Origin of the sequence: Novosphingobium olei, from assembly GCF_037076535.1 — a bacterium.
GTDB lineage: Bacteria > Pseudomonadota > Alphaproteobacteria > Sphingomonadales > Sphingomonadaceae > Novosphingobium > Novosphingobium olei.
Genome location: NZ_AP029021.1, coordinates 3,175,009 through 3,195,125 on the forward strand (window position 1 = coordinate 3,175,009; position 20,117 = coordinate 3,195,125).

18 protein-coding genes are annotated in these 20,117 nt (G+C 64.8%); 8 read left to right on the forward strand and 10 right to left on the reverse strand.

Features of this window, described 5'->3' with window-relative positions; translation table 11 throughout:
* Nucleotides 1–84 precede the first annotated feature (84 nt).
* A complete protein-coding gene (locus AACH40_RS15035; RefSeq protein WP_338643092.1) occupies nt 85–1,599 on the forward strand; it encodes an LTA synthase family protein in 1,515 nt (504 codons plus the stop codon).
* Here the strand turns inward: AACH40_RS15035 and AACH40_RS15040 are convergent.
* Nucleotides 1,596–2,399, reverse strand: a complete 804-nt coding sequence (locus AACH40_RS15040; protein WP_338643093.1) for an SDR family NAD(P)-dependent oxidoreductase — start codon at nt 2,397–2,399, stop codon at nt 1,596–1,598. The genes AACH40_RS15035 and AACH40_RS15040 overlap by 4 nt on opposite strands.
* A 185-nt stretch (nt 2,400–2,584) precedes the next feature.
* Here AACH40_RS15040 and AACH40_RS15045 point away from each other — a divergent pair, with 185 nt between their 5' ends.
* Nucleotides 2,585–3,214 carry a sterol desaturase family protein gene (locus AACH40_RS15045; RefSeq protein WP_338643094.1) on the forward strand — a complete coding sequence of 210 codons (630 nt, stop codon included), beginning with the start codon at nt 2,585–2,587 and terminating at the stop codon, nt 3,212–3,214.
* A gap of 22 nt (nt 3,215–3,236) precedes the next feature.
* Here AACH40_RS15045 and AACH40_RS15050 read toward each other — a convergent pair whose 3' ends face one another.
* The 3 genes from AACH40_RS15050 to AACH40_RS15060 form a co-directional block, all read right to left on the reverse strand.
* Nucleotides 3,237–4,469 carry a glycosyltransferase family 1 protein gene (locus AACH40_RS15050; protein ID WP_338643095.1) on the reverse strand — a complete coding sequence of 411 codons (1,233 nt, stop codon included), beginning with the start codon at nt 4,467–4,469 and terminating at the stop codon, nt 3,237–3,239.
* On the reverse strand, nt 4,466–5,773 hold the full coding sequence (locus AACH40_RS15055) for a beta-3-deoxy-D-manno-oct-2-ulosonic acid transferase (protein WP_338643096.1): 1,308 nt from the start codon (nt 5,771–5,773) through the stop codon (nt 4,466–4,468). The genes AACH40_RS15050 and AACH40_RS15055 overlap by 4 nt, the downstream gene beginning before the upstream one ends.
* Nucleotides 5,774–6,255: 482 nt before the next feature.
* A complete protein-coding gene (locus tag AACH40_RS15060) occupies nt 6,256–6,891 on the reverse strand; it encodes a helix-turn-helix domain-containing protein (RefSeq protein WP_338643097.1) in 636 nt (211 codons plus the stop codon).
* 107 nt (nt 6,892–6,998) lie between these two features.
* Between AACH40_RS15060 and AACH40_RS15065 the strand changes: the two genes are divergently transcribed.
* The 5 genes from AACH40_RS15065 to AACH40_RS15085 all read left to right on the forward strand — a co-directional run bounded on the left by AACH40_RS15065 (nt 6,999) and on the right by AACH40_RS15085 (nt 12,742).
* Nucleotides 6,999–8,042 (forward strand): phosphotransferase family protein, encoded by a 1,044-nt coding sequence (locus tag AACH40_RS15065; protein ID WP_338643098.1) that lies wholly within the window; start codon nt 6,999–7,001, stop codon nt 8,040–8,042.
* A gap of 17 nt (nt 8,043–8,059) precedes the next feature.
* The gene (locus AACH40_RS15070; RefSeq protein ID WP_338643099.1) at nt 8,060–8,797 is read left to right on the forward strand and encodes an SDR family oxidoreductase; all 738 of its coding nucleotides are present in this window, start codon (nt 8,060–8,062) and stop codon (nt 8,795–8,797) included.
* A gap of 23 nt (nt 8,798–8,820) precedes the next feature.
* Nucleotides 8,821–10,047 carry an acyl-CoA dehydrogenase family protein gene (locus AACH40_RS15075; RefSeq protein ID WP_169491542.1) on the forward strand — a complete coding sequence of 409 codons (1,227 nt, stop codon included), beginning with the start codon at nt 8,821–8,823 and terminating at the stop codon, nt 10,045–10,047.
* A gap of 90 nt (nt 10,048–10,137) precedes the next feature.
* On the forward strand, nt 10,138–11,688 hold the full coding sequence (locus tag AACH40_RS15080) for an acyl-CoA synthetase (protein WP_338643100.1): 1,551 nt from the start codon (nt 10,138–10,140) through the stop codon (nt 11,686–11,688).
* 13 nt (nt 11,689–11,701) lie between these two features.
* A complete protein-coding gene (locus AACH40_RS15085; protein ID WP_338643101.1) occupies nt 11,702–12,742 on the forward strand; it encodes an alcohol dehydrogenase family protein in 1,041 nt (346 codons plus the stop codon).
* 60 nt (nt 12,743–12,802) lie between these two features.
* Here AACH40_RS15085 and AACH40_RS15090 read toward each other — a convergent pair whose 3' ends face one another.
* Nucleotides 12,803–13,153: an energy transducer TonB gene (locus AACH40_RS15090; RefSeq protein WP_338643102.1), complete on the reverse strand. Its 351-nt coding sequence runs from the start codon at nt 13,151–13,153 to the stop codon at nt 12,803–12,805.
* A gap of 52 nt (nt 13,154–13,205) precedes the next feature.
* Nucleotides 13,206–15,128, reverse strand: coding sequence for a methyl-accepting chemotaxis protein (locus tag AACH40_RS15095; RefSeq protein ID WP_338643103.1), 1,923 nt, complete (start codon nt 15,126–15,128; stop codon nt 13,206–13,208).
* A gap of 158 nt (nt 15,129–15,286) precedes the next feature.
* Here AACH40_RS15095 and AACH40_RS15100 point away from each other — a divergent pair, with 158 nt between their 5' ends.
* Complete coding sequence (locus tag AACH40_RS15100) at nt 15,287–15,985, forward strand: peptidylprolyl isomerase (RefSeq protein ID WP_338643104.1); 699 nt, start codon at nt 15,287–15,289, stop codon at nt 15,983–15,985.
* On the opposite strand, the gene AACH40_RS15105 is transcribed toward AACH40_RS15100, so the two are convergent.
* Genes AACH40_RS15105 through bioB form a run of 4 tightly spaced genes read right to left on the reverse strand, consistent with a single transcriptional unit; the run spans nt 15,975 to nt 20,090 of the window.
* Nucleotides 15,975–17,225 carry an adenosylmethionine--8-amino-7-oxononanoate transaminase gene (locus AACH40_RS15105; protein ID WP_338643105.1) on the reverse strand — a complete coding sequence of 417 codons (1,251 nt, stop codon included), beginning with the start codon at nt 17,223–17,225 and terminating at the stop codon, nt 15,975–15,977. The two genes, AACH40_RS15100 and AACH40_RS15105, sit on opposite strands and share 11 nt — an antisense overlap.
* Entirely contained in the window at nt 17,225–17,845 is a 621-nt protein-coding gene (bioD, locus tag AACH40_RS15110; protein WP_338643106.1) for a dethiobiotin synthase, read from the reverse strand. Before bioD ends, AACH40_RS15105 begins: the two co-directional genes overlap by 1 nt.
* Nucleotides 17,842–19,005, reverse strand: coding sequence for an 8-amino-7-oxononanoate synthase (locus AACH40_RS15115; RefSeq protein WP_338643107.1), 1,164 nt, complete (start codon nt 19,003–19,005; stop codon nt 17,842–17,844). The genes bioD and AACH40_RS15115 overlap by 4 nt, the downstream gene beginning before the upstream one ends.
* A complete protein-coding gene (gene bioB / locus AACH40_RS15120) occupies nt 19,002–20,090 on the reverse strand; it encodes a biotin synthase BioB (RefSeq protein WP_338643108.1) in 1,089 nt (362 codons plus the stop codon). The genes AACH40_RS15115 and bioB overlap by 4 nt, the downstream gene beginning before the upstream one ends.
* Nucleotides 20,091–20,117: the final 27 nt, after the last annotated feature.

The following is a 20,117-nucleotide window of genomic DNA, read 5'->3' on the forward strand; positions in this document are numbered from 1 at the left end:
CATAGCTGCAAGCAATGGCTTCGTCGACGGCGTATTTCCCCAGCACAACGCAATAGTCGATGACTCGGTTTACGCGTGTTGTTAATGGGCCACCAGACCGCCGTGGCAACGCCCGGCCGCCGCGTGGGAGCTACGTCGCTGTCTTTAGTGCTGATGTCCGCAGTCCTCGTTGCAGTCGCCCTCACCGCCGATGCCTTTGTTCGTCCGACCCTCACCGGAAGGATCCCGACTGTGCGAAGCACCGCAGGTGTCGCGCTTCTGTGCCTTCTCGTGCTGACGGCATGGGGCCTGCTCTTGCTTGTGATTGGCAAGGCCGCCGGGGCGGCCATCATCGTCGGGGGATTTGCCACGCTGCTTGCGACAGTTTCGACAGCGAAGCGCCGTGTCTTGGGCGAGCCGCTGCTGTTCAGCGATTTCGCCCTGCTTTTCGCGGTGTTTCGTCATCCGCAGTTTTACTTTTCCGCGCTCGCGCGATGGCAAAGGTCTGCCTTGCTGGTCTGTGCGCCGCTGGTCCTTCTTCTGTTGGCCTGGGCGATCTTGCACGGATCGCAGGCCGAGCGGGTCTGGGGGCTCGCGATATCGGCCGGCAGCGCGATCGGGATTGCGCTCGTGCTGCGGCTGCCGGCAGTTGCGCGGCTCGCCCAGGACCCTGATGCCGATGCCGATGTGGCCCGCCACGGCCTGATCGCGACGCTCTTTCTGCATGCCGTAAGGTGGCGGCAGACGCCCGACCCGGCGCCCTTGCACGCAATCGACCGAAGCACCTTTGCGCAGGACAACCGCCTGATCGTGGTGATCCAGTGCGAATCCTTTGCCGACCCGGTTGAACTGTTCGACGACAACGCTCTCGCGTTGCCGTCCCTCGCCGCGGCACGGCGTCGCGCACGGCAGTGGGGTGATCTGGCCGTGTCCGGTTTCGGCGCTTACACCATGCGCACCGAATACGGGGTGATCTTCGGGAGAAGCGAAGACCAGCTCGGCTTCAGGCGCTTCGATCCCTACCTCACCGCGCTCGGCGAGACGAGCTTCGCGCTACCCGCGCGGCTTGCGCCCGGCAATTGGCGCAGCCTGTTCGTTCACCCGCACGACATGCGCTTCTACAATCGGGCCGAAATCCTGACGGCAGGGGGTTTCGCCGAGTTGGTGGGAGAGGATCGATTTGCGCCTCCGAGAGAAGGCGAAGGGCGCTATGTGAGCGACGCAGCCATCGCCGATGCAATCGTCGATCTTGCACAGGCGGCCGTCGGCCCCACGCTGATCTACGCTGTCACGATCGAGAACCACGGACCATGGGACGCAGGCGGCGGCGATCTTCGCGAAGGTTATCTGCGGCTGGTTCGGAACGGCGATGCCATGCTCGGCAGCCTGATCGAACGCCTGGATAGACTCGAGCAGCCGGTCACTCTTGTATTTTTCGGCGATCACCGGCCGAGCATTCCCGGCCATGTCCAACCCGGAGGGGATCGGCATACGCCCTATGTCATCGTCGACCTCGCACAGAGCAGCAGGGGCGACGACGGATTATCCGCAGCGCAGCCGGTGGGGCTCACCCCCGCTGGTCTCCATCAGGCGATTTTCGAAAGCGCCTTGGCGCGCTAGCGCTCCTGCGGTGCAAGAGCTCTCAACAAGCGATCCCGCATGGCGCGAGGGAGCATGCGATCCAAGAGGCGAAGAATTACAAAGGTGCGGGGCACAACAAGATGCACAACACCCTCTTCAGCTGCCGCGACGATGCTGTTGGCTGCGACCTCGGGCGATAGGATGCCCGGCTTGGGCCCCGGTACCCGCCGTGCGGCAGCCGTGTCGACAAAGCCTGGAGATACCAGCGTAACGGACACACCATGAGGCTTCAATCCAATGCGCAACGCATCGGCAAACCGGGCCAGCCCCGCTTTCGATCCGGCGTAGCCTGCGGCAAAAGGAAGCGCATGGAACGCGGCTGCCGATCCGATCAGCACGATGCGCCCCGCCTGCCGCATCGCCATTTTCTCACCCAACGCTGACGCCATGGCAGCAGGAGCGACAAAGTTGACGATGCCGAGCCTTGCCACCTGATCAGCTGCTTCGACCAATAGGCCAGGTCCCTTTACGTCGCCCGAACCAGCCGCAAACACAGCACAATCGAATGGCGTCGCGGCATCGTCAGCAACGATTGCCTTACAAGCCGCTGCCACGTCCTCTATATCCAGAAGCCGGCTGCTGACCGCGTCGGCGCCAGCGGCAATGCAGGCTTCGGACGTCTTCAGCAAACGCACCGGATCGCGCCCCCACAAGCGCAGGCGCGCACCATGCTTGGCGTAATCAAGGGCGATAGCCGCGCCGATTTCTCCGGATGCGCCGACGATAAGCACGTTCCGGCGAGCGGTGGAATCAGCGTTGGCAAGAGGCGGGCTGTTCATCGCAGCGACCCTTAAGATTGCTGGACAAGTGTGTATACTCGCCACATTCGCTGTCGCACCGCAGCAATCGCTGACGATTCCTCAGTTTACGCTAACCAAATTGATCTACATGGCCAAAATGCAGGATCAAATATGCCGGCCCACTACTTGACAGTCGAGAGCTAGTTTTGTTGACAGAGAAGATTATGGCGCTGCACAATGACCAATCCGGGGCCCTTCGGCTTTTCCGCAGTGAGGCGCTGGAGCGCTTGAGCGTCGTTTCGCTCACGGCATTTTGTGCCACTTGGGCAGTTGCGCTGCCTGTCATCGCATTCGTCGGATTGAGTACCGCTGGCTTTGACCTCTTGGTCGCGCCCCTGTTTTGCGCGGGCGTGCTGGTGTGGAGCCTGTTCGAATATGCCATGCACCGGTTTGCGTTCCACTGGTCTTCGGAAGTGGCGTTTGTCCGATCGGCGGTCTTCGTCCTTCACGGCAATCACCACGTCAATTCGAACGACCCGCTGCGCAATCTGATGCCGCCGATAGTCAGCATTCCGATTGCGGCAGCGGTCTGGGGTTTGTGCGTGCTGGCGCTCGGTGCCAGCGGCACCTGGCTGTTCCTTGGGTTCATCAGTGGATACGTGTTTTACGATGTGATCCACTTCGGCTGTCATCAGTGGCCGATGAAGGGGCGCATCGCCAACGTCCTGAAGCGCCATCACATGCGGCACCACCACGGCAGCGAGGCGGGCAACTTCGCTATCACCACGCCTTTGTGGGACAAGCTGTTCGGCTCGACCATCAAGTCTCAGCGAAAGCGTTCAACGGCCTCGTGACGCCAGTGCACGTGCAGGGCTGCTAGCGATTCACGGCTGACAGGGCCAACTGGTCGATTGCCCGATCGATTATGTCCAAGTGCTCATTCCAGGTTGGGGCGTGCCATTGCGCCAGCCTTGCGCGCTGGGCGATGGCAGCCGCGCCGTCATGGGCGTGATCGCGGATCAGGGTCATCCAACCGGGCCCGTCAAGCGGGTCCAGGTAGTCCGGCACGGCGCCACCGACTTCCCGATGGGCTGCGATATCGCTGCAGATGACGGGCACGCCCGCATCGAGCGCTTCTGCCACCGGCATGCCAAAGCCTTCCGCGAATGATGGCATGAGCAGCGCCCGCGCGCCGCGAACAATGCTGGCGAGCCGAACGTCGGAGCATCCGTTGATTTCCTCGACGTAGGGACGCAGCGCAGCGCAGCGCTCAAGCATGTCGAGGACCTGCTCATTCTCCCAGCCTCGGCGTCCCACGATCACGAGGCGGGGAATCTCGTGTGGGGGCAAGGTCTCAGCCATACGCCGCCAGAGATTGAGCAGAAGCAGGTGGTTCTTGCGCGGCTCGATCGTCCCGACACAGACGAAATAGGGCTTTACTTGGGCTGCCGAAGCATTTGCTTCAGCCTGCGCCGCAATGTCCTGCGTCAGTTTCTCGGTGCCGAGCAAGGCAACATGGATGCTGGGCACACGGCCCGATGCTTGCGCAAAAGATGCGAACGACCTGCCGGTTGCGGCCGAATTTACGATCACCGCATCGGCCAAATCTGCGACGGTCTGCATGCGCAGGCGATGCAACCGCGCGCCTGACTCCCTCGCATATTCAGGATATTCGATCGGGATCAGGTCATGCACCATGCACAGGAAGGATGCGCGCTCGCTATCCAACATGGCCTTGACCGCCTTTGGCCGGGTGAGATGATGCGGCGAAACCTGCACATAGACCGGCACGTTGGTTGCGGCTCGCTCTCTTGACCGTCGGGGTCGCAGGCGCAGCAGCGTAGGCATCACCGAGGCGAGAGAACGCTGCCGCGTCTCATCGCTTCCCGTCAGCCAGCAATGCTCTAGCCAATCGAGATAGCCCAGCGCCGCGTTGCGCGGCACGCGCCCCTTCCAACCTAGCGGGTGAACCGCAGCAAAATGCAGATTTTCGCCATAGCGTTCCAGCAATCCGCGGGCATAGGCCATCTCGACCCGGTCGACGCCGGAGGGCGTGTAGTGACGGATGCGCGAGATCAGGCGCGAAATGTCGAGGATCACCGTCGTCATCGGAGCTTCGCCATGAAGCGCCCCTGCCACCGCCGGACCGGCAGCAGCCAGTCGAGCCAGTTCGGCATCCGGTGCGCGGCCATCCGGGCGATCAGCGTTTCCGGAGGACAGGGCAGATGCGTCACCGGATCAAGGTAACGTGGGTAGAGAATCAGCACGCCGGCGACGAGCTGGTCGAGTGAAAGGTCACGCCCGCGGCGAGAGGGCACTTCCCCCAGATCTGTCGTCAGCCCCCAGCCGGCATAGAAAGGCGTACCATGACAAGTAACCTGACGGCCCCTTAGCAGCGCTTCGAAGCCGGTGAGCGAGGTGATGACGTGCACCTCATCCACGACATCGAGCAAGACAGCCATGCTAGGCTCGCGCACGATCCTGTCGGCAAGGCGGAGCACCTCGTCATCCGGAACTGCGCCCTTGCGATGACCGGCATCGACGTCGGGATGTGGGCGGAACCAGATCTCGGCGTCCGGCTCCATCGCCCTGACGCGGCGCAGGAATTCGAGGTTCGACGACAGGCCGCCGCCACCTGCCACGACCGACATGTCGTCTTCCACTTGCGCCGGCACCAGAACCAGGCGCCGCCCGGTTTGGCGCGGTGGTGGCGGGGCGCTCTCCGCAGCGGCGTACTTGCTGATCTGCGCGCTCACGATCGTGCGGCGCAGTGCGGCGGCGCGGGTCACAAGCGAGTCGGGAAACGCATGCGTTGCGAGGATGTGTTCGAGGTCGCTGGGGGCGGATGGGTCGAAATGTATGCCCCGCTGGTCGACCACGACCGACGATGGCGGGACAAGATTGCTTCCCAGTCCGACCGATCGGACGAAACCATCCTCGACCCGCACCAGAGGAGGCATCCGATCAGGCGCAACCCTGCTGATGGCAGCCGCGCGCGAAGGCCAGATCGCGATTCCACCGCCCGCGCATTCGGCCTGCCGGATTGCGGACGAAGCGCGCCGGGCAAAGGAAATGGCTCGCTCGGGAACCCAAAGGAATGTCGCGATCTCCCGCCGCTTCCACCAGGCCATGCCAAAGGCCACGGCAATGGCGCGGTTTTCCTCGATGATGCGGCGCCAGTCGGCAAGCTGATCGATCACCTGATCTATCGAGGCCGCTTCGCCGTTGAATGGGTCGAGATATTCCGCCTGGCCCAGGAGCGCTCGCGCCCTTTCGGCCAGCTCGGCCGTGCTGTCGCCCCTTCGCCCGTGCTTGCCATCGGACAGCAGTCTGACCGGAGCGCCGATGATGGCGGCGAGTGCCACCCACTCGTCGTCTCCATGCGCGACAAGCAGGCGATCGGCATCGAGCACCGACCAGGGATCGACATCCCCGCACCAAGCCCCACCTTCTTTGCGCGAGAGCTGCCTGGCGACGGACTGCAGGGGTAACGGAACAGCCCACAGCACCTGACCGCCGGCAAACTCTGTCGCGAGCGTCCTGATTTCAGCCTCGGACGCCGGGCGGACGATAACGCTCGGCGGGCTTTCCAGTCTGGCCGGAACAGCCCAGAACGCCCCCCCCACCCGCGCCGCCCGAACGCGTTCGAGCGATACATCCGGGGGCCGAACGGCCGCGCTAGGGTGGCGCGAGACTGTTGCCGTACGCCTTGGAAAGGGGGGCGCGCGTAAAAGGGGAAGATCAGTCATTCAGATCGCTGGCGATACCAACCCATAGGGCAGAAAGATATGGGCGCAGCGATATGTCCAACACGCGCTCGTGGAAAGCGGGTATGCAGACCGTATTTGCGTCTTGTGGGCGGATATCGTCGGTGAGGGCACCTAGCGCGCGTCGGCTAGCTTTCGAGAATGGCCGCCAGCGCCGCCGCCACGGCATCGAGTGTGGCGGGATCGGTCCATGTCGGATGAGGGCGCGAGGTATCTGCAAGCTGGCTTTCGCGCGCGGAGAGAATCCCGCCGAGCGAAGAGCCCATGAACAGCAGCCGCTGATTGACGATGGCTGGCGGCATTGGCGCCAGCAGCCGCCGCACATGATCGAGGCAGCGCAGGTAGCCCGAATTCCAGCGCCCTTCCAGCGCATCCATGAACAGTTGCCGGTTGGACAACTGCAGCACCACGACGAAGCGGTTGTAGCAATCGCTCCAGGGCGAATTGGCGGGCAGCAGCGACGTCTGCACAAGCAAGCGAGTCACGTCGAACAGGGTCTCCGGACCGCCTCGCGCCTCAAGTTGATCGAGGTGATGATTGCGCAGCTCATCGATCAGGCGCGCCCCATGCGCAATCACGGCGCGAACGAGCGCTTCCTTCGATCCGAAATGATAACCGACTGCGGCGTGGTTCTTTTGCCCGGCAAGTTCCGCAATCTGGCGGACCGTCACACCTTCCACCCCGTGCTCGGCAAACAGCCGCAAGGCCGCTTCCTTCAGCATTTCTGCCGGATCGATCCGTGATGCTGCAGCGCTGGTTGCCATGGGCACGAAATACCCTTTGACAGCGGTTTAAGTCAATCACATTATCCATCTGGATAACAGATTCGGTCGCGTCGAACAGCGCAGACCGAACCGGTGATGGAGGATGCGTGATCGAGCAGGACGCAATACCGGGCGTAGACCTGACGGCGCTGAGAGGCTGGATGGATAGCCGAGGGCTGGGTTCTGGCCCGCTGGATGCGGTGCAATCGCTTTCGGGCGGCACACAGAACATCCTGCTGCGCTTCACCCGTGCAGGGCGCACCTACGTCCTGCGCCGCCCCCCGCCACACCTGCGTGCAAATTCGAACGAGACCATGCGCCGCGAGGCCCGCGTCCTGGCTGCGCTTGCCGAAAGCGATGTGCCGCACCCCGGGCTTATCGCCGCCTGCCCCGAGGATGACGTGCTGGGTGCCGCGTTCTACCTCATGGAGCCGATCGACGGCTTCAATGCGACCCAAGGGCTCGAGCCCGTCCATGCTGGCGATGCTGCCGTGCGCCACCGCATGGGGCTCGCCATGGTCGATGCGATCGCTGCCCTGAGCAAGGTTGACTATGCAGCAGTCGGGCTGGCCGATTTCGGCAAGGTCGACAGCTGGCTTGGCCGTCAGGTAGGACGCTGGGCTGCTCAGCTCAAGAGCTACGAGGAGTTCGCCGGCTGGACCGGGCCGCAGGCCATTCCCGGCGTGGACAAGGTGGCGCGTTGGCTTGAAAGCCACATGCCACCCACATTCCAGCCCGGCCTGATCCATGGTGATTTCCACCTCGCCAATGTGATGTTCCGGCACGACAGCGGCGAACTTGCCGCCGTGGTCGACTGGGAATTGTGCACGCTGGGCGATCCGCTGCTGGACCTGGGCTGGCTGGCCGCCACCTGGCCCGAAGACGGCGTGCGCCGGGCCACCGACGTCGCCATCACGCCATGGGAAGGCTTCGCCACGATCGAGGAGATGGTCGCGCGCTACGGCCAGCAGACCGGGCGCGACCTTGCCCACTTCGACTGGTACGCGGTGCTCGCCTGCTACAAGCTCGGCATCATTCTCGAAGGATCGAACGCCCGCGCGTGCGCGGGCAAGGCGCCGCGCGAAATCGGCGATCGCCTCCACGCCCACACCATCGACCTGTTCGAGCGCGCGCTGCGCCGCATCGGGTAAGCAAGAAAGAGCTGCGAATGATCAACGATACCGACTTTACCGGCAAACGGGTGCTGGTCGTGGGGGGCTCAAGCGGCATCGGCAATGGCATTGCTCATGGCTTCCGCCTGCGCGGAGCGCAGGTCCATGTCTGGGGCACGCGCGCCGATGCGGGTGACTATGATGCGGCGGACGGCTCGGATCTGGCCGGCCTTGGTTACACCTGCGTCGATGTGGGTGATCCCGATGCGATCGAGGCCGCGCCCGCCCCCTTCGAAGGATTGGACGTGCTGATCCTGTGCCAGGGCACCGTGGTCTACAAGCGCGGTGAGTTCGAGCGCCCGGGCTGGGATCGCGTGATGGCCGTCAATCTCGACAGCCTGATGCACTGCTCGCGCAAATTCCGCGCTGCCCTTTCGGAAACGAAGGGCTCGATCGTGATCGTCAGCTCGATTTCAGGTCTCAAGGCCAATATCGGGAATCCTGCCTATGCCGCATCGAAAGCGGGGGCAATCAGCCTGACCAAGACGCTGGGCCAAGCCTACGCGGCAGATGGAATCCGGGTAAACGGCCTTGCCCCCGGTCTCGTCGATACCAAGCTGACCAAGGTCACCACGCAGAACCCGCAGCGTCTCGAAGGTGCGCTTGCCGCCATCGCGCAACGCCGCGCGGGCACACCCGAAGACATGGCGGGGGCGGCAATCTTCCTCGCATCCCCGCTCGCATCCTACGTCACCGGCCACACGCTCGTGGTCGATGGCGGTCTTTCTCTCTGATTTCTCTTAAAAAGGCTCCTGCAATGATTTTCGAGCATACCGACAAGGTGAAGGATCTGATCGCCAAGGTCGAAGCCTTCATGGATGAACACATCTACCCCAATGAAAAGGCCTATGGCGAATTCGTGTCCAACCAGGACAACCTCTGGAAGGAATGGCCCGGGATGGAAGCGCTGAAGGAAAAGGCGCGCGAGCAGGGTCTTTGGAACCTGTTCCTCCCGCACGAATATGGCGAATTCTCGCCCGGCCTGACCAATCTCGAATATGCGCCGCTTGCCGAAATCTTTGGCCGCGTGCCCTTCTCGAGCCAGGTCTTCAACTGCTCGGCGCCCGACACCGGCAACATGGAAGTGCTCGCCAAGTTCGGCACTCCCGCACAGCAGGAAAAGTGGCTCAAGCCGCTGCTCGACGGCACGATTCGATCTGCCTACGTCATGACCGAGCCGCAGGTCGCGTCCTCGGACGCCACCAATCTTGAACTGTCGATCATTCGCGATGGCGACGAGTACGTGCTCAACGGGCGCAAGTGGTGGATCTCGAACGCCATGCACCCGCGTTGCGACATCTGGATCGTCATGGGCAAGAGCCGCTTCGACGGACCGCGCCACAGCCAGCATTCGCAGATCCTGGTCGAACCCAAGACCCCGGGCATCACCATCGTGCGCCATCTGTCGGTGTTCGGTTCGCACAACTCGCCCGGCGGCGAATGCGAGCTGCGGTTCGACAACGTGCGCGTTCCGGCCGAAAACCTGTTGCTTGGCGAAGGCCGCGGCTTTGAAATCGCGCAGGGTCGCCTCGGGCCTGGTCGCATCCATCACTGCATGCGCTCGATCGGGCAAGCGCAGCGTGCGCTCGAATACATGGCGCGCCGGGCTGACAGCCGTGTCGCCTTCGGCAAGAAGCTCGCCGACCAGTCGAGCATTCGCCAGGATGTTGCGCGCAGCTTCTGCGAGGTCGAGATGGCCCGCCTGCTGACGCTCAAGGCGGCCGACGCCATGGACCGCTTCGGCAACAAGGTCGCCAAGGACCTGATCGCGGCGATCAAGGTCGTGGCTCCGACCATGGCGCAGACCGTGTGCGATCGGGCCATCCAGGTGCACGGCGGCATGGGCGTGAGCGGCGACACGCCGGTCGCCTCGTTCTTCACGCTCAATCGCTTCGTCCGCCTGACCGACGGACCCGAGGAAGTGCACATGAGCCAGCTCGGCAAGCAGAAGATCCAGGAATACGTGCAGAGCAACGCACGCTGACCTGACGGTATGGGGGCAAGGCAGAGGTTACGGGCCGTCTGCCTTGCCCCATGATCAAGACCCGGGATCCCGGGCCACGGCGGGAGAGAAATGATGGGCTGGATCAAGAGCGGCGATGTCACGCTGAGCCCGGCGCAGTTCGACGAGCGCGCCCGCAAGGCCGCCACGGTGCTGCAGCAAGCCGGCATCGGATCGGGAGACGGTGTAGCGTTCTACCTGCGGAACGATCTCGCTTACTTCGAAGCTTCGTTCGCCGCCGGCATCGTTGGCGCCTACCCGGTACCGGTAAACTGGCACTACACCCCTGACGAAGCCGGATACCTGCTGCGCGACAGCGGGGTGAAGCTGATGCTGATCCACGCGGACCTGCTGCCGCCGATCGCCGAAGCCATCCCGGAAGGGCTGCAGGTGATCGTGGTCGAAACCCCGCCCGAGGTTCGCAATGCCTACCACCTTGGCGAGATCGACCTGCCCGCCGGGCTTCCCGTCTGGGGCCGGATGGTAGACGCCGCCGCACCGTTCGAGGGCGAGCCCCTGCCGCCGCTCGCCTCGATCATCTATACCTCGGGCACGACCGGCCGACCCAAGGGCGTGCGCCGCGCTCCCGCCTCGCCCGAACAGGCCGAGGCCGTCACCCTCATGCTCGGCCGGTCCTATGGCTATATGGATGTGATCGAGGGCCGTGCGCCGCCCGAAAGCATCGTCACGGCAGTCATCGGACCCGTCTACCATTCCGCGCCGAACGCCCATTCGGCCTTCTCGATCCGGCTTGGCGCGAACGTCGTCGTGACGCCGCGCTTCGATGCCGAGGAGCTGCTGGCGCTGATCGAACGCGAAAGGATCACGCACCTCAACATGGTGCCGATCATGTTCAACCGCCTGCTGCGCCTGCCCGATGAGGTGAAACGCCAGTACGATCTGTCCTCGCTGCGCTTCATCACCCATGCCGCCGCGCCCTGCCCGCCGCCGGTCAAGCGCGCGATGATCGAATGGTGGGGGCCGGTCATCAACGAATATTACGGCTCGACCGAGATGGGCAACGTGACCAGCCTGACATCGGAGGAATGGCTGTCGCACCCAGGGTCGGTTGGCCGGGTCATGCCCGGCGTGGATGTGCGCGTCGTCGACGAGGACGGCAACGACGTGCCCCCGGGCACTGTCGGCGAAGTCATCGGCAAGAGCCGGATCGCGACCGAATTCACCTACCAGAACGCGCCGGAAAAACGGGCCGCCATGGAGAAGTACGGGCTGATCACGCCCGGCGACGTCGGCTATTTCGATGCTGACGGGTTCCTCTATTTGTGCGACCGCAAGAATGACATGATCATCTCGGGCGGCGCCAACATCTACCCCGCCGAGATAGAGGCCGAGCTGCACAAGCTGCCCGGCGTTGCCGATTGCGCGGTGTTCGGCATCCCCGACGAGGAGTTCGGCGAAAGCGTCATGGCGGTGGTCCAGCCGATGCCCGGGGCTGACCTGCACGAGGACGATCTCAAGGCCGATCTGCGCCGCGTGCTCACCGCCTACAAGGTGCCGCGCCGGATCGACTTCGCCGACAGCCTGCCCCGCGAGGATTCGGGCAAGATTTTCAAGCGCAAGCTGCGCGAGCCCTTTTGGGCCGGGCGCGATCGCGCGATCTGAGGGAAAAGAGACGATGAAGGCGCTACGCTACCACGGCGAACGGGACATCCGCCACGAGAGCATGGACGATCCCGTGCTCCAGTCCGACCGCGACATCATCGTGAAAGTGGATGCCTGTTCGATCTGCGGGTCGGACCTGCACATCTATCACGGCCATGGCTATTCGGACGACATCGGCTTCTGCGTCGGCCATGAAGCGGTCGGCGAAGTCGTCGAAGTGGGCCGCGGCGTGCAGCAGCTCAAGAGCGGGGACAAGGTCATGATCCCGGCGGCCGTGGGATGCGGCGCGTGCCGCCATTGCCTGTCGGGTGTCGTCAATCTTTGCGAGAACAACGCTTCTGGCTGCTATGGTCTTTCGAACAAGCTCCAGGGCTCGCAGGCTGAAGCTGTGCGCGTGCCAGCGGGCGACGTCAACGCGGTAAAGATGCCTGATGGCGTGACCGCCGAACAGGCCCTGATGATGACTGATGCGCTTGCCACCGCCTGGTATGGCGCGCGCATGGCGGACATCGTGCCGGGATCGAGCGTTGCTGTGGTGGGGCTCGGGCCCATCGGCCTGATGGCGGTGGACAGCGCCTACCTGATGGGCGCGCACGTGGTCTATGCGATCGACCCCATTGCCGAACGGCGTGCGCTTGCGGAGCAATCCGGCGCGATCGCGCTTCATCCCGACGAAGCGATGGATCGCATCAAGCAGGACACGCATGGGCGCAAGCTAGACAGCGCGATCGAGGTGGTCGGGCAGGACAAGACAGTCGATTTTGCACTGCGGCTGGTGCGGCCGCGCGGGACGGTGTCGGTGATCGGGGTCCAGCAATCACGCCGCTTCGCCTTCCCGCTGGAGCGCGCCTTTGCGCAGGGGCTTACGTTCCGTACAGGCACGTGTTCGGTTCCCGAGGAACTGCCCGCACTGTTTGCGCTGGTGCAATCCGGACGGCTGCACCCGGAACGCTACATCAGCCATCGCCTGCCGCTGTCGCAGGGCGAGGAGGCTTATCGCCTGTTCGAGGCGCGCGAGGCCGGCGCGCTCAAGATGGTGCTGATCCCGGACTGATCGCAAAAATGGACGGCGGCGGAGCCCAGGTTACTCCGCCGCCGCCATCGCCTGGGTCGCTTACAGCAGCTTCCAGGTGATCGGAACGGTCACGGTGGTCGCCCCACCGGGGGGCGGCGGCAGCGTGCCTGCGCGCGAAGGAAGCGCCAGCGCTTCCCGGTCCAGCGTCGACGATCCGGACGGAGCCACCAGTTCGGTCTTTTCGACCGCGCCGCTTGCCGAAATGAACACCTTCACGCGGGCAGTGCCTTCTTCGCCGCGCATTTGCGCCGTGCGGGGATAAGTCTGCTTGGCCGCGATGGCACGCGCCACCTGGGCAATCCAGGCGGCGGGTTGCGCAGCCGCGGGCGGTGGCATCATGGCCAGCGCGGCGAGTGCCGCGCCGAAGATCTTGGTCGTTGTCTTGGTCATGTCAGGGTTCCTTGGTGGCGTTGGGCTGGCTTGGGTTGAAATGAAGGGCGGGTCAGAATTCGGACCAATCTTCGGCGTCGAGCTGGCGCGCGGCGCTTCCCTCGAAGCTCGGCGCGGGACCCGAGCTCGGGGTGCGGGACACCGAGGCGGCCCTCGCAGCGGGCGCTGGTTCGATAAAGGCCTCGACAGGCGGATGTGCGGAGGCCCGCGCCGGCACCGCAGCCGGGACCGGCTGGGCCGAATCGGAGCGTCGCATGGCGTCGGCGCCCACGCGGAAGCGCGCCACCTGCTGCACCAGGCTTTCGGTCTCGACTGACAGGTTGCGCGTACCCGCCGAGGTTTCCTCGACCATCGCTGCGTTCTGCTGGGTGAAGGAATCCATCGCCGCGACCATGGCGGAAATGTCGGCAATGCCGCTCGCCTGCTTCTCGGCAGCCTCGGCGATCTCCTCGACAAGGTTGGACACGGCAGCGACTTCGCCGACGATCTGGCGCAGTGCGTCGCCGCTGCTTTCGACGAGCGAGACGCCTCCGCCAACCTGATCGGTGCTGGTACCGATCAGCGCCTTGATGTCCTTTGCCGCATCGGCCGATCGCTGCGCCAGGGCGCGCACTTCGTTGGCGACGACCGCGAAGCCCTTGCCGGATTCCCCGGCGCGCGCCGCTTCGACGCCTGCGTTGAGAGCAAGCAGGTTGGTCTGGAAGGCGATGCCATCGATCACGTTGACGATCTCGGCCATCTGGCGCGAGGATTCCTCGATGCTGCGCATGGCATCGACGGCGCGACGGGCGATGTCTTCGACCCGTCCGGCCGTATCACGCGCCACGGCAAGCCGACCGCTGGTCTGGCGTGCGTTGTCTGCCGTTATCTTCACGGTTCCGGTGAATTCGGCGAGCGTGCGCGCCGTTTCGGCCAGCGAGCTTGCCTGCTGCTCGCTGCGATCCGAAAGGTCGGATGCGGCAGCGGCAATCTCGGTCGTGCCAAGCTTGATCGTGGTGCAACCTTCGGCAATCTGGCCCAGCACGCCCGACAGTGCGGCAACGGCTGCGTTGTAGTCGGCATGAAGCTTGGCGAATTCCCCGGTTCCATTCTCGGGGACGCGATACATAAGGTCACCCTGGGCGAGTGCCGAAAGGCCTCCGCCGATCGCGGCGATCGTCGCTTGCGTGGCGGCGGTGCGCTCCTTTTCCGCTTCGGCGCGCGCGTGGTCGGCAGCAAACAGGTCCTTGAAGCGATCGAGTGCCCGCGCGAGGTTGCCGATTTCGTCCGAACGCGACAGGCCAGGCACGGCAACCGCGTGGTCTCCGCTGATCAGGCGTCCGACGGCGTCGCTCATCCGGTTGAGGGGGCGGGCAATGTTCTGCATCAGCAGCACCAGCAGGATTACCGCGCTGGCCAGCCCCGCACCGATCGCTGCCAGCATGAAGGTGCGCGAGCGGGCGAACAGACGATCGCTGCGCGCCGACACGGCCGATGCGCCCTTGGTATTGAGCTCGATCAGCCGAAGGACATTGTCTTCAAGGTTGTAGAACGCATCCAGCGTTTCGCCGTCGAGCATGTCCTTGGTCGTCGGGTCGCCTGACTTGGCCTTCTGGAAAAGCGTCTCGCTCTGGGCAGCATAGGCCTGCCAGGCGGTCGCAAACTGGTCGAAGGCAACCTTCTGGTCACCACCGACCCCGAGCTTGCCGTAGTCCGCGATCAGGCCGTCGATAACCGCGCCGGCATTGCGGGCCAGCTTTTCGGTACGCGGTGAAGGTGCCGCGACAAGGTCGGTCTGCTTGATGCGGTATTGGGAAATGTAGGCGTGGATATCGCCAAGGTTCTGCGAGGCAGGCAACCAGCGCGTGCGCAGTTCGGTCGAGGTGCGGTTGACTTCGGCCATCTGGTCGATGGCGAACAGCCCCATCGCCGTCATGACTGCGAGGAGGAAGGCAAACGCTGAGATGAGCTTTGTTGATATGTTGAAGCGAATCATTCCGTTTCCCGAGCGCAAATGCTTCCAGATGCTCGGGAAATAGGGCCGCCGGGTCAGGGACAGGTAAGCGCCGGACTGCGGGTCTTCCCTTGGGACGGAATTAACCATGAGCCGCTTCCGGCTTGGAAAAGCCCATGCGGATTTGCCAAGATCACATCATGAAACGTCGATTCGTCCTTGCCGCTGCCATTCCGCTCCTGCTGCTCGCCACGGGCGCTGCGCCGCGTCACAGTGCGCGAACGACGCCCGCTCCCGCGCCGATCCCGCTCGCCGATACCGTGCGCGTGACGATGACGACCGAGCTCGGCCCGATCGTGCTCGATCTCGATGGCAAGCATGCGCCGATCACCACGGCCAACTTCCTGCGCTACGTCGATCTCAAGCGCTTTGACGGGATCGTGTTCTACCGCTCGATGCATCTCGATTGGGGCACGCCGCCCAATGGTCTTGTCCAGGCAGGCCTGCGGGGTGTGGCCACCAAAATCCTGAAGCCGATCGCGCACGAACCCACCAGCCAGACCGGCCTGAGCCACAAGGCTGGCACGATCTCGATGGCCCGCTTTGCCCCCGGGACCGCGACGGCGGACTTCTCGATCATGGTGTCGGACATGACCGGGCTGGACGCCAACCCTGAAGCCACGGATCCCGAAACGCAGGCTGGCTATGCCGCGTTCGGCCACGTGGTCGAAGGCATGGACGTGGTGCGCAAGATCTGGGACGCGCCGATCTCGCCCACGGCCGGAGAGGGCGGGCTCAAGGGCCAGATGATCGAAAAGCCGGTGAAAGTGCTCACCGTCCGCCGCACGCCCTTGCCGGCGACTGCGGCTGCAACGGCAGCGGCTCCGGTCAGCCCCTGACCGCCTCCACGCCGCGGACGATCGCTGCTTCGATCAGGGCGTGGTCCGCGTCATCCAGGCAATAGGGCGGCATGACATAGATCGTGTTGCCCAGCGGGCGCAGCAGCACATCGGCCTCGCGGAACAGCGCCATCAGGCGCGGCGCGAGGTTGGACAGATAACCGCCGTCGGTCACCTCGACATCGACAGCGGCAACCGTGCCGCAGCGACGCGGATTGACGATTCCCGGCACGTGCGCCAGCCGATCGAGCATCGCCTGCTGGCGTACCCCCAGCGCCGCGATCCGCTCCAGCACGGGCTCCTCGCGCCAGATCGCCAGATTGGCGACGGCCGCGGCACAGGCTATCGGGTTCGCGGTATAGCTGGACGAATGGTAGAACATGCGCGCGCGGTCGGTCGACCAGTGCGCCATGAAGATCTCCTCGCGCGCCATGGTCACCGCCAGCGGCATCGAGCCGCCGGTCAGACCCTTGGCGAGGCACAGGATGTCGGGCACCACGCCCGCCTGTTCGCAGGCAAGCAGACTGCCGGTGCGGCCCCAGCCGGTCATCACCTCGTCCGCGATGAACAGCACGTCGTGCCTGCGGCATATCTCGGCCATCGCGCGCAAGATGTCGGGGGAATAGACCAGCATTCCTCCCGCGCCGAGCAGCAGAGGCTCGACGATGAAGGCCGCTGCGCCGCCACGGCAATGCGTTTCCAGCGCCTCCAGCGTCGCGGCGCCATCGCCTTCGGGGAAAGGCACGGTGGCCACGTCGAACAGCAGCGGCTCGTAGGGCTTGTTGAACACCCCGCGCTCGCCGATCGACATCGCGCCGATGGTATCGCCGTGGTAGCTGTGTTCCATCACGATGATGCGCTGGCGATCGATGCCGCGGTTGGACCAGAAGCCGAGCGCCATCTTCAGCGCAACTTCGACGCAGGTCGAACCGCTGTCCGAAAAGAACACCCGGGTCAGTTCGCTCGGCATTATTTCAACCAGGCCTGCGGCGACCTGCTCGGCCGGCTCATGCGTCCAGCCGGCGAAGATCAGCTGATCGAGTTTTTCGGTCTGCGCGCGCACCGCCGCCATGATGCGCGGATGGCAGTGTCCGTGCGTCGTCACCCACCAGCTGGAAATCGCATCGAGCACCCGGCGCCCGTCGGCGGTGTAGAGCGCAGCGCCCTGCGCGTGGGTCACCAGCGGCACGGGCTCCTGCAAGCCATGCTGGGTAAACGGGTGCCAGACGGACGAGGGCATCAGGCGAAGTCCGCGACGTCGAAGTTCTTGGCAAAGGCGGCGGTCAGGCTGTCGCGCGTCAACGAGTCGAGGCGCGGCAGGCGGCCCAGATTCCTGACATTGCCCATCGCGCAGATCGTCATCTGGCTGTCCGCCACTTCATCGCCCACGAAGGCCACGCCATGGATCGGCACCGCGCGCGACCGCAGCGCCTCGATCGTCAGCAATGTGTGGTTGATCGTGCCAAGGCTGGTGCGCGCGACGATGATCGCGGGGATGTTCCACCAGGCGAATACATCGGCGTAGGTCGTATTCCGGGTGATCGGCACCAGCGCCCCGCCCGCCCCTTCGACCACCAGCGGCGAGATCTCTGGCAGGGCCAACCGGGAAAGGTCGATCGCCACGCCATCGATCTCTGCCGCGCGGTGCGGCGAACAGGGCGTTTCCAGGAAATAGGCCTCGGGCAGAACACGTTCTGCAGGCACGCCACCCATCTGAATGACCACGTCATGGTCCGCGCCATCGTCGCGACCCGACTGGATGGGCTTCCAGTAGTGCGCTTCCATGGCGCCTGCCAGGGCCGCCGAAAACACCGTCTTGCCAATACCCGTATCGGTTCCGGTAACGACGAAGCGCGTCACTTCAGGGCCTCCTCCAGTGTCGATGCCAGTGCATCGACATCGTTCGTGGTTGCGTTGAGCGTCAGCGAGATGCGCAGGCGGCTGGTGCCCTGCGGCACGGTCGGCGGGCGGATGCCGCGCACGTCGAAGCCAGCGGTCTGCAGCTTGTCCGCCACCGCCATCGTCCGGGCATCGTCGTGCAGGATCAGCGGCAGGATCTGCGATCCGCTGGGCTCCACGCCGAGCGGTGCAAGCCGTGCCTCGGCATGGCGGACCAGTGCGGACAGGCGCTCGCGCCGCTCCGGCTCGTCGGCCAGCATGCGGATCGCTTCGCGCACGGCGGCGCAGACCAGCGGCGATGGCGCGGTCGAAAAGATGAAGGCACGCCCCCGGTTGACCAGGAAGTCGCGCACGATCCGGGGGCCCAGCACCAGCGCGCCTTCGCAGCCCAGCGCCTTGCCGCAGGTCCGCAGGATCACGGTGTCCGGCCGTCCTTCAAGGTGCCCGGCAACGCCGCGCCCGTCGCGCCCGAACACGCCGGTGGCGTGCGCCTCGTCGATGAACATGATCGCATCGTGGCGCGCCGCCACTTCGGCGAAGGCGTCGACCGGGGCGATATCGCCGTCCATCGAATAGAGCGTTTCGAACGCCAGCCAGATGCGGCCGGTGTTGCCGCGGGCACGCCATTCGCGCGCCGCGTCGTCGAAGCCTTGCGGATCGTTGTGTGCCGCCGACACCGCCGTGGCCCGGGTCAGCCGCAGCCCTTCGTGCATCGAGGCGTGGACCAGCTCGTCATGGATGATCAGGTCCCCGCGCTGCGGCAGGGTGGAAAGCATCGCGGCATTGGCGGCATAGCCTGCCGAGAAGAACAGGGCGGCTTCGCTGCCGAAAAAGGCGGCGGCTTCGGCTTCGAGCACCTCATGCTCGGGATCGTTGCCGCGCAGCAGGCGCGATCCGCCCGATCCCAGCGGTACGCCCCGCTCGATCGCGTTCTTCACTGCCCGCGCCAGGCGCGGCGATGAAGACATCGCGAGGTAGTCGTTCGACGAGAAATCGATGCCGCGCCGGGGCGTGAGCGAGCGCAACCGCGCCCGTTCCCCCAGAGCCGCCAGATCGGCCTTGTGCCCCTGCCACAGGCCGGAGGCGGAAAGCGTCACCGCTTCTGCCTCCGCGCCAGTCACGCCGCGCACCCGCCCGAGCAACCGCCCACGGCCTTCATCGCGCGCAGCGGCTCCTCGCCTTCCATCGGCTTGAGGCCGAGGCGCGCGAACATCGCCGCATCGGCATCGTCGCCTGCGTTGGCGGCGGTCAGCAGCTTGTCGCCCGTAAAGATCGAATTGGCCCCGGCCATGAAGCACAGCGCCTGCGTCGCCTCGCTCATGCTCTCGCGCCCGGCCGACAAGCGCACCATCGACAGCGGCATGGTGATCCGCGCAACCGCCACGGTGCGCACGAATTCGATGTCGTCGATCTTGGCGAGCGGCGTGTCGGCCAGCATGTCGCCCAGCACGGTGCCCTTGATCGGCACCAGCGCATTCACCGGCACGCTTTCCGGGTGCTGCTCCATCGTTGCCAGCGCATGGACGAAGCCGACGCGATCGCTGCGCGTCTCGCCCATGCCGACGATGCCGCCCGAGCACACGTTGATGCCGGCGTTGCGCACGTTGTCGAGCGTCTTGAGCCGGTCGGCGAACGTGCGGGTGGTGATCACTTCGCCATAGCGTTCGGGCGAGGTGTCGATGTTGTGGTTGTAATAATCGAGCCCTGCGTCGGCGAGCTGCGCAGCCTGGCCTTCGTCGAGCATGCCCAGCGTCATGCAGGTTTCGAGCCCCATCTCGCGCACGCCCTTCACCATCGCGACGATGGCAGGCATGTCGCGCTCCTTCGGGTTTCGCCAGGCAGCACCCATGCAGAACCGCTTGGAGCCCGCATCGCGCGCCTGCGCAGCAGACTGCAGCACTGCCTGCACGTCCATCAGCTTGGTCGCGGCAACGCCGCTCTCGGCCTTGACCGACTGCGAGCAGTAGCCGCAATCCTCGGGGCAACCGCCGGTCTTGATCGACAGCAGCGTGCACAGCTGCACTTCGCCCGCGCGGTGGTGCGCCCGGTGGACCTCGGCCGCGCGGAACACCAGCTCGGTGAACGGCAGGTCGTAAAGCGCGGCAATCTCCTCGCGCGTCCAGTCGTTGCGGACCGAGGATGCGGCGGCAGCAGGGGCGGCGCGCACGGAGGCTTCCGGGGCGGAAAGCGTGGCGGTGTCGGACATTGTCATCTCCCTGCAATCAGCGATTCA

What these genes read in the sequence shown, in the direction of transcription:
- AACH40_RS15040 (WP_338643093.1), bottom strand. Translation starts at nt 2,399, where the DNA reads ATGAACAGCCCGCCTCTTGCCAACGCTGATTCCACCGCTCGCCGGAAC.
- AACH40_RS15070 (WP_338643099.1), top strand. Translation starts at nt 8,060, where the DNA reads ATGATCAACGATACCGACTTTACCGGCAAACGGGTGCTGGTCGTGGGG.
- AACH40_RS15080 (WP_338643100.1), top strand. Translation starts at nt 10,138, where the DNA reads ATGATGGGCTGGATCAAGAGCGGCGATGTCACGCTGAGCCCGGCGCAG.
- AACH40_RS15045 (WP_338643094.1), top strand. Translation starts at nt 2,585, where the DNA reads ATGGCGCTGCACAATGACCAATCCGGGGCCCTTCGGCTTTTCCGCAGT.
- bioB (WP_338643108.1), bottom strand. Translation starts at nt 20,090, where the DNA reads ATGTCCGACACCGCCACGCTTTCCGCCCCGGAAGCCTCCGTGCGCGCC.
- AACH40_RS15090 (WP_338643102.1), bottom strand. Translation starts at nt 13,153, where the DNA reads ATGACCAAGACAACGACCAAGATCTTCGGCGCGGCACTCGCCGCGCTG.
- AACH40_RS15085 (WP_338643101.1), top strand. Translation starts at nt 11,702, where the DNA reads ATGAAGGCGCTACGCTACCACGGCGAACGGGACATCCGCCACGAGAGC.
- AACH40_RS15095 (WP_338643103.1), bottom strand. Translation starts at nt 15,128, where the DNA reads ATGATTCGCTTCAACATATCAACAAAGCTCATCTCAGCGTTTGCCTTC.
- AACH40_RS15060 (WP_338643097.1), bottom strand. Translation starts at nt 6,891, where the DNA reads ATGGCAACCAGCGCTGCAGCATCACGGATCGATCCGGCAGAAATGCTG.
- AACH40_RS15035 (WP_338643092.1), top strand. Translation starts at nt 85, where the DNA reads ATGGGCCACCAGACCGCCGTGGCAACGCCCGGCCGCCGCGTGGGAGCT.
- AACH40_RS15075 (WP_169491542.1), top strand. Translation starts at nt 8,821, where the DNA reads ATGATTTTCGAGCATACCGACAAGGTGAAGGATCTGATCGCCAAGGTC.
- AACH40_RS15050 (WP_338643095.1), bottom strand. Translation starts at nt 4,469, where the DNA reads ATGACGACGGTGATCCTCGACATTTCGCGCCTGATCTCGCGCATCCGT.
- AACH40_RS15100 (WP_338643104.1), top strand. Translation starts at nt 15,287, where the DNA reads ATGAAACGTCGATTCGTCCTTGCCGCTGCCATTCCGCTCCTGCTGCTC.
- AACH40_RS15105 (WP_338643105.1), bottom strand. Translation starts at nt 17,225, where the DNA reads ATGCCCTCGTCCGTCTGGCACCCGTTTACCCAGCATGGCTTGCAGGAG.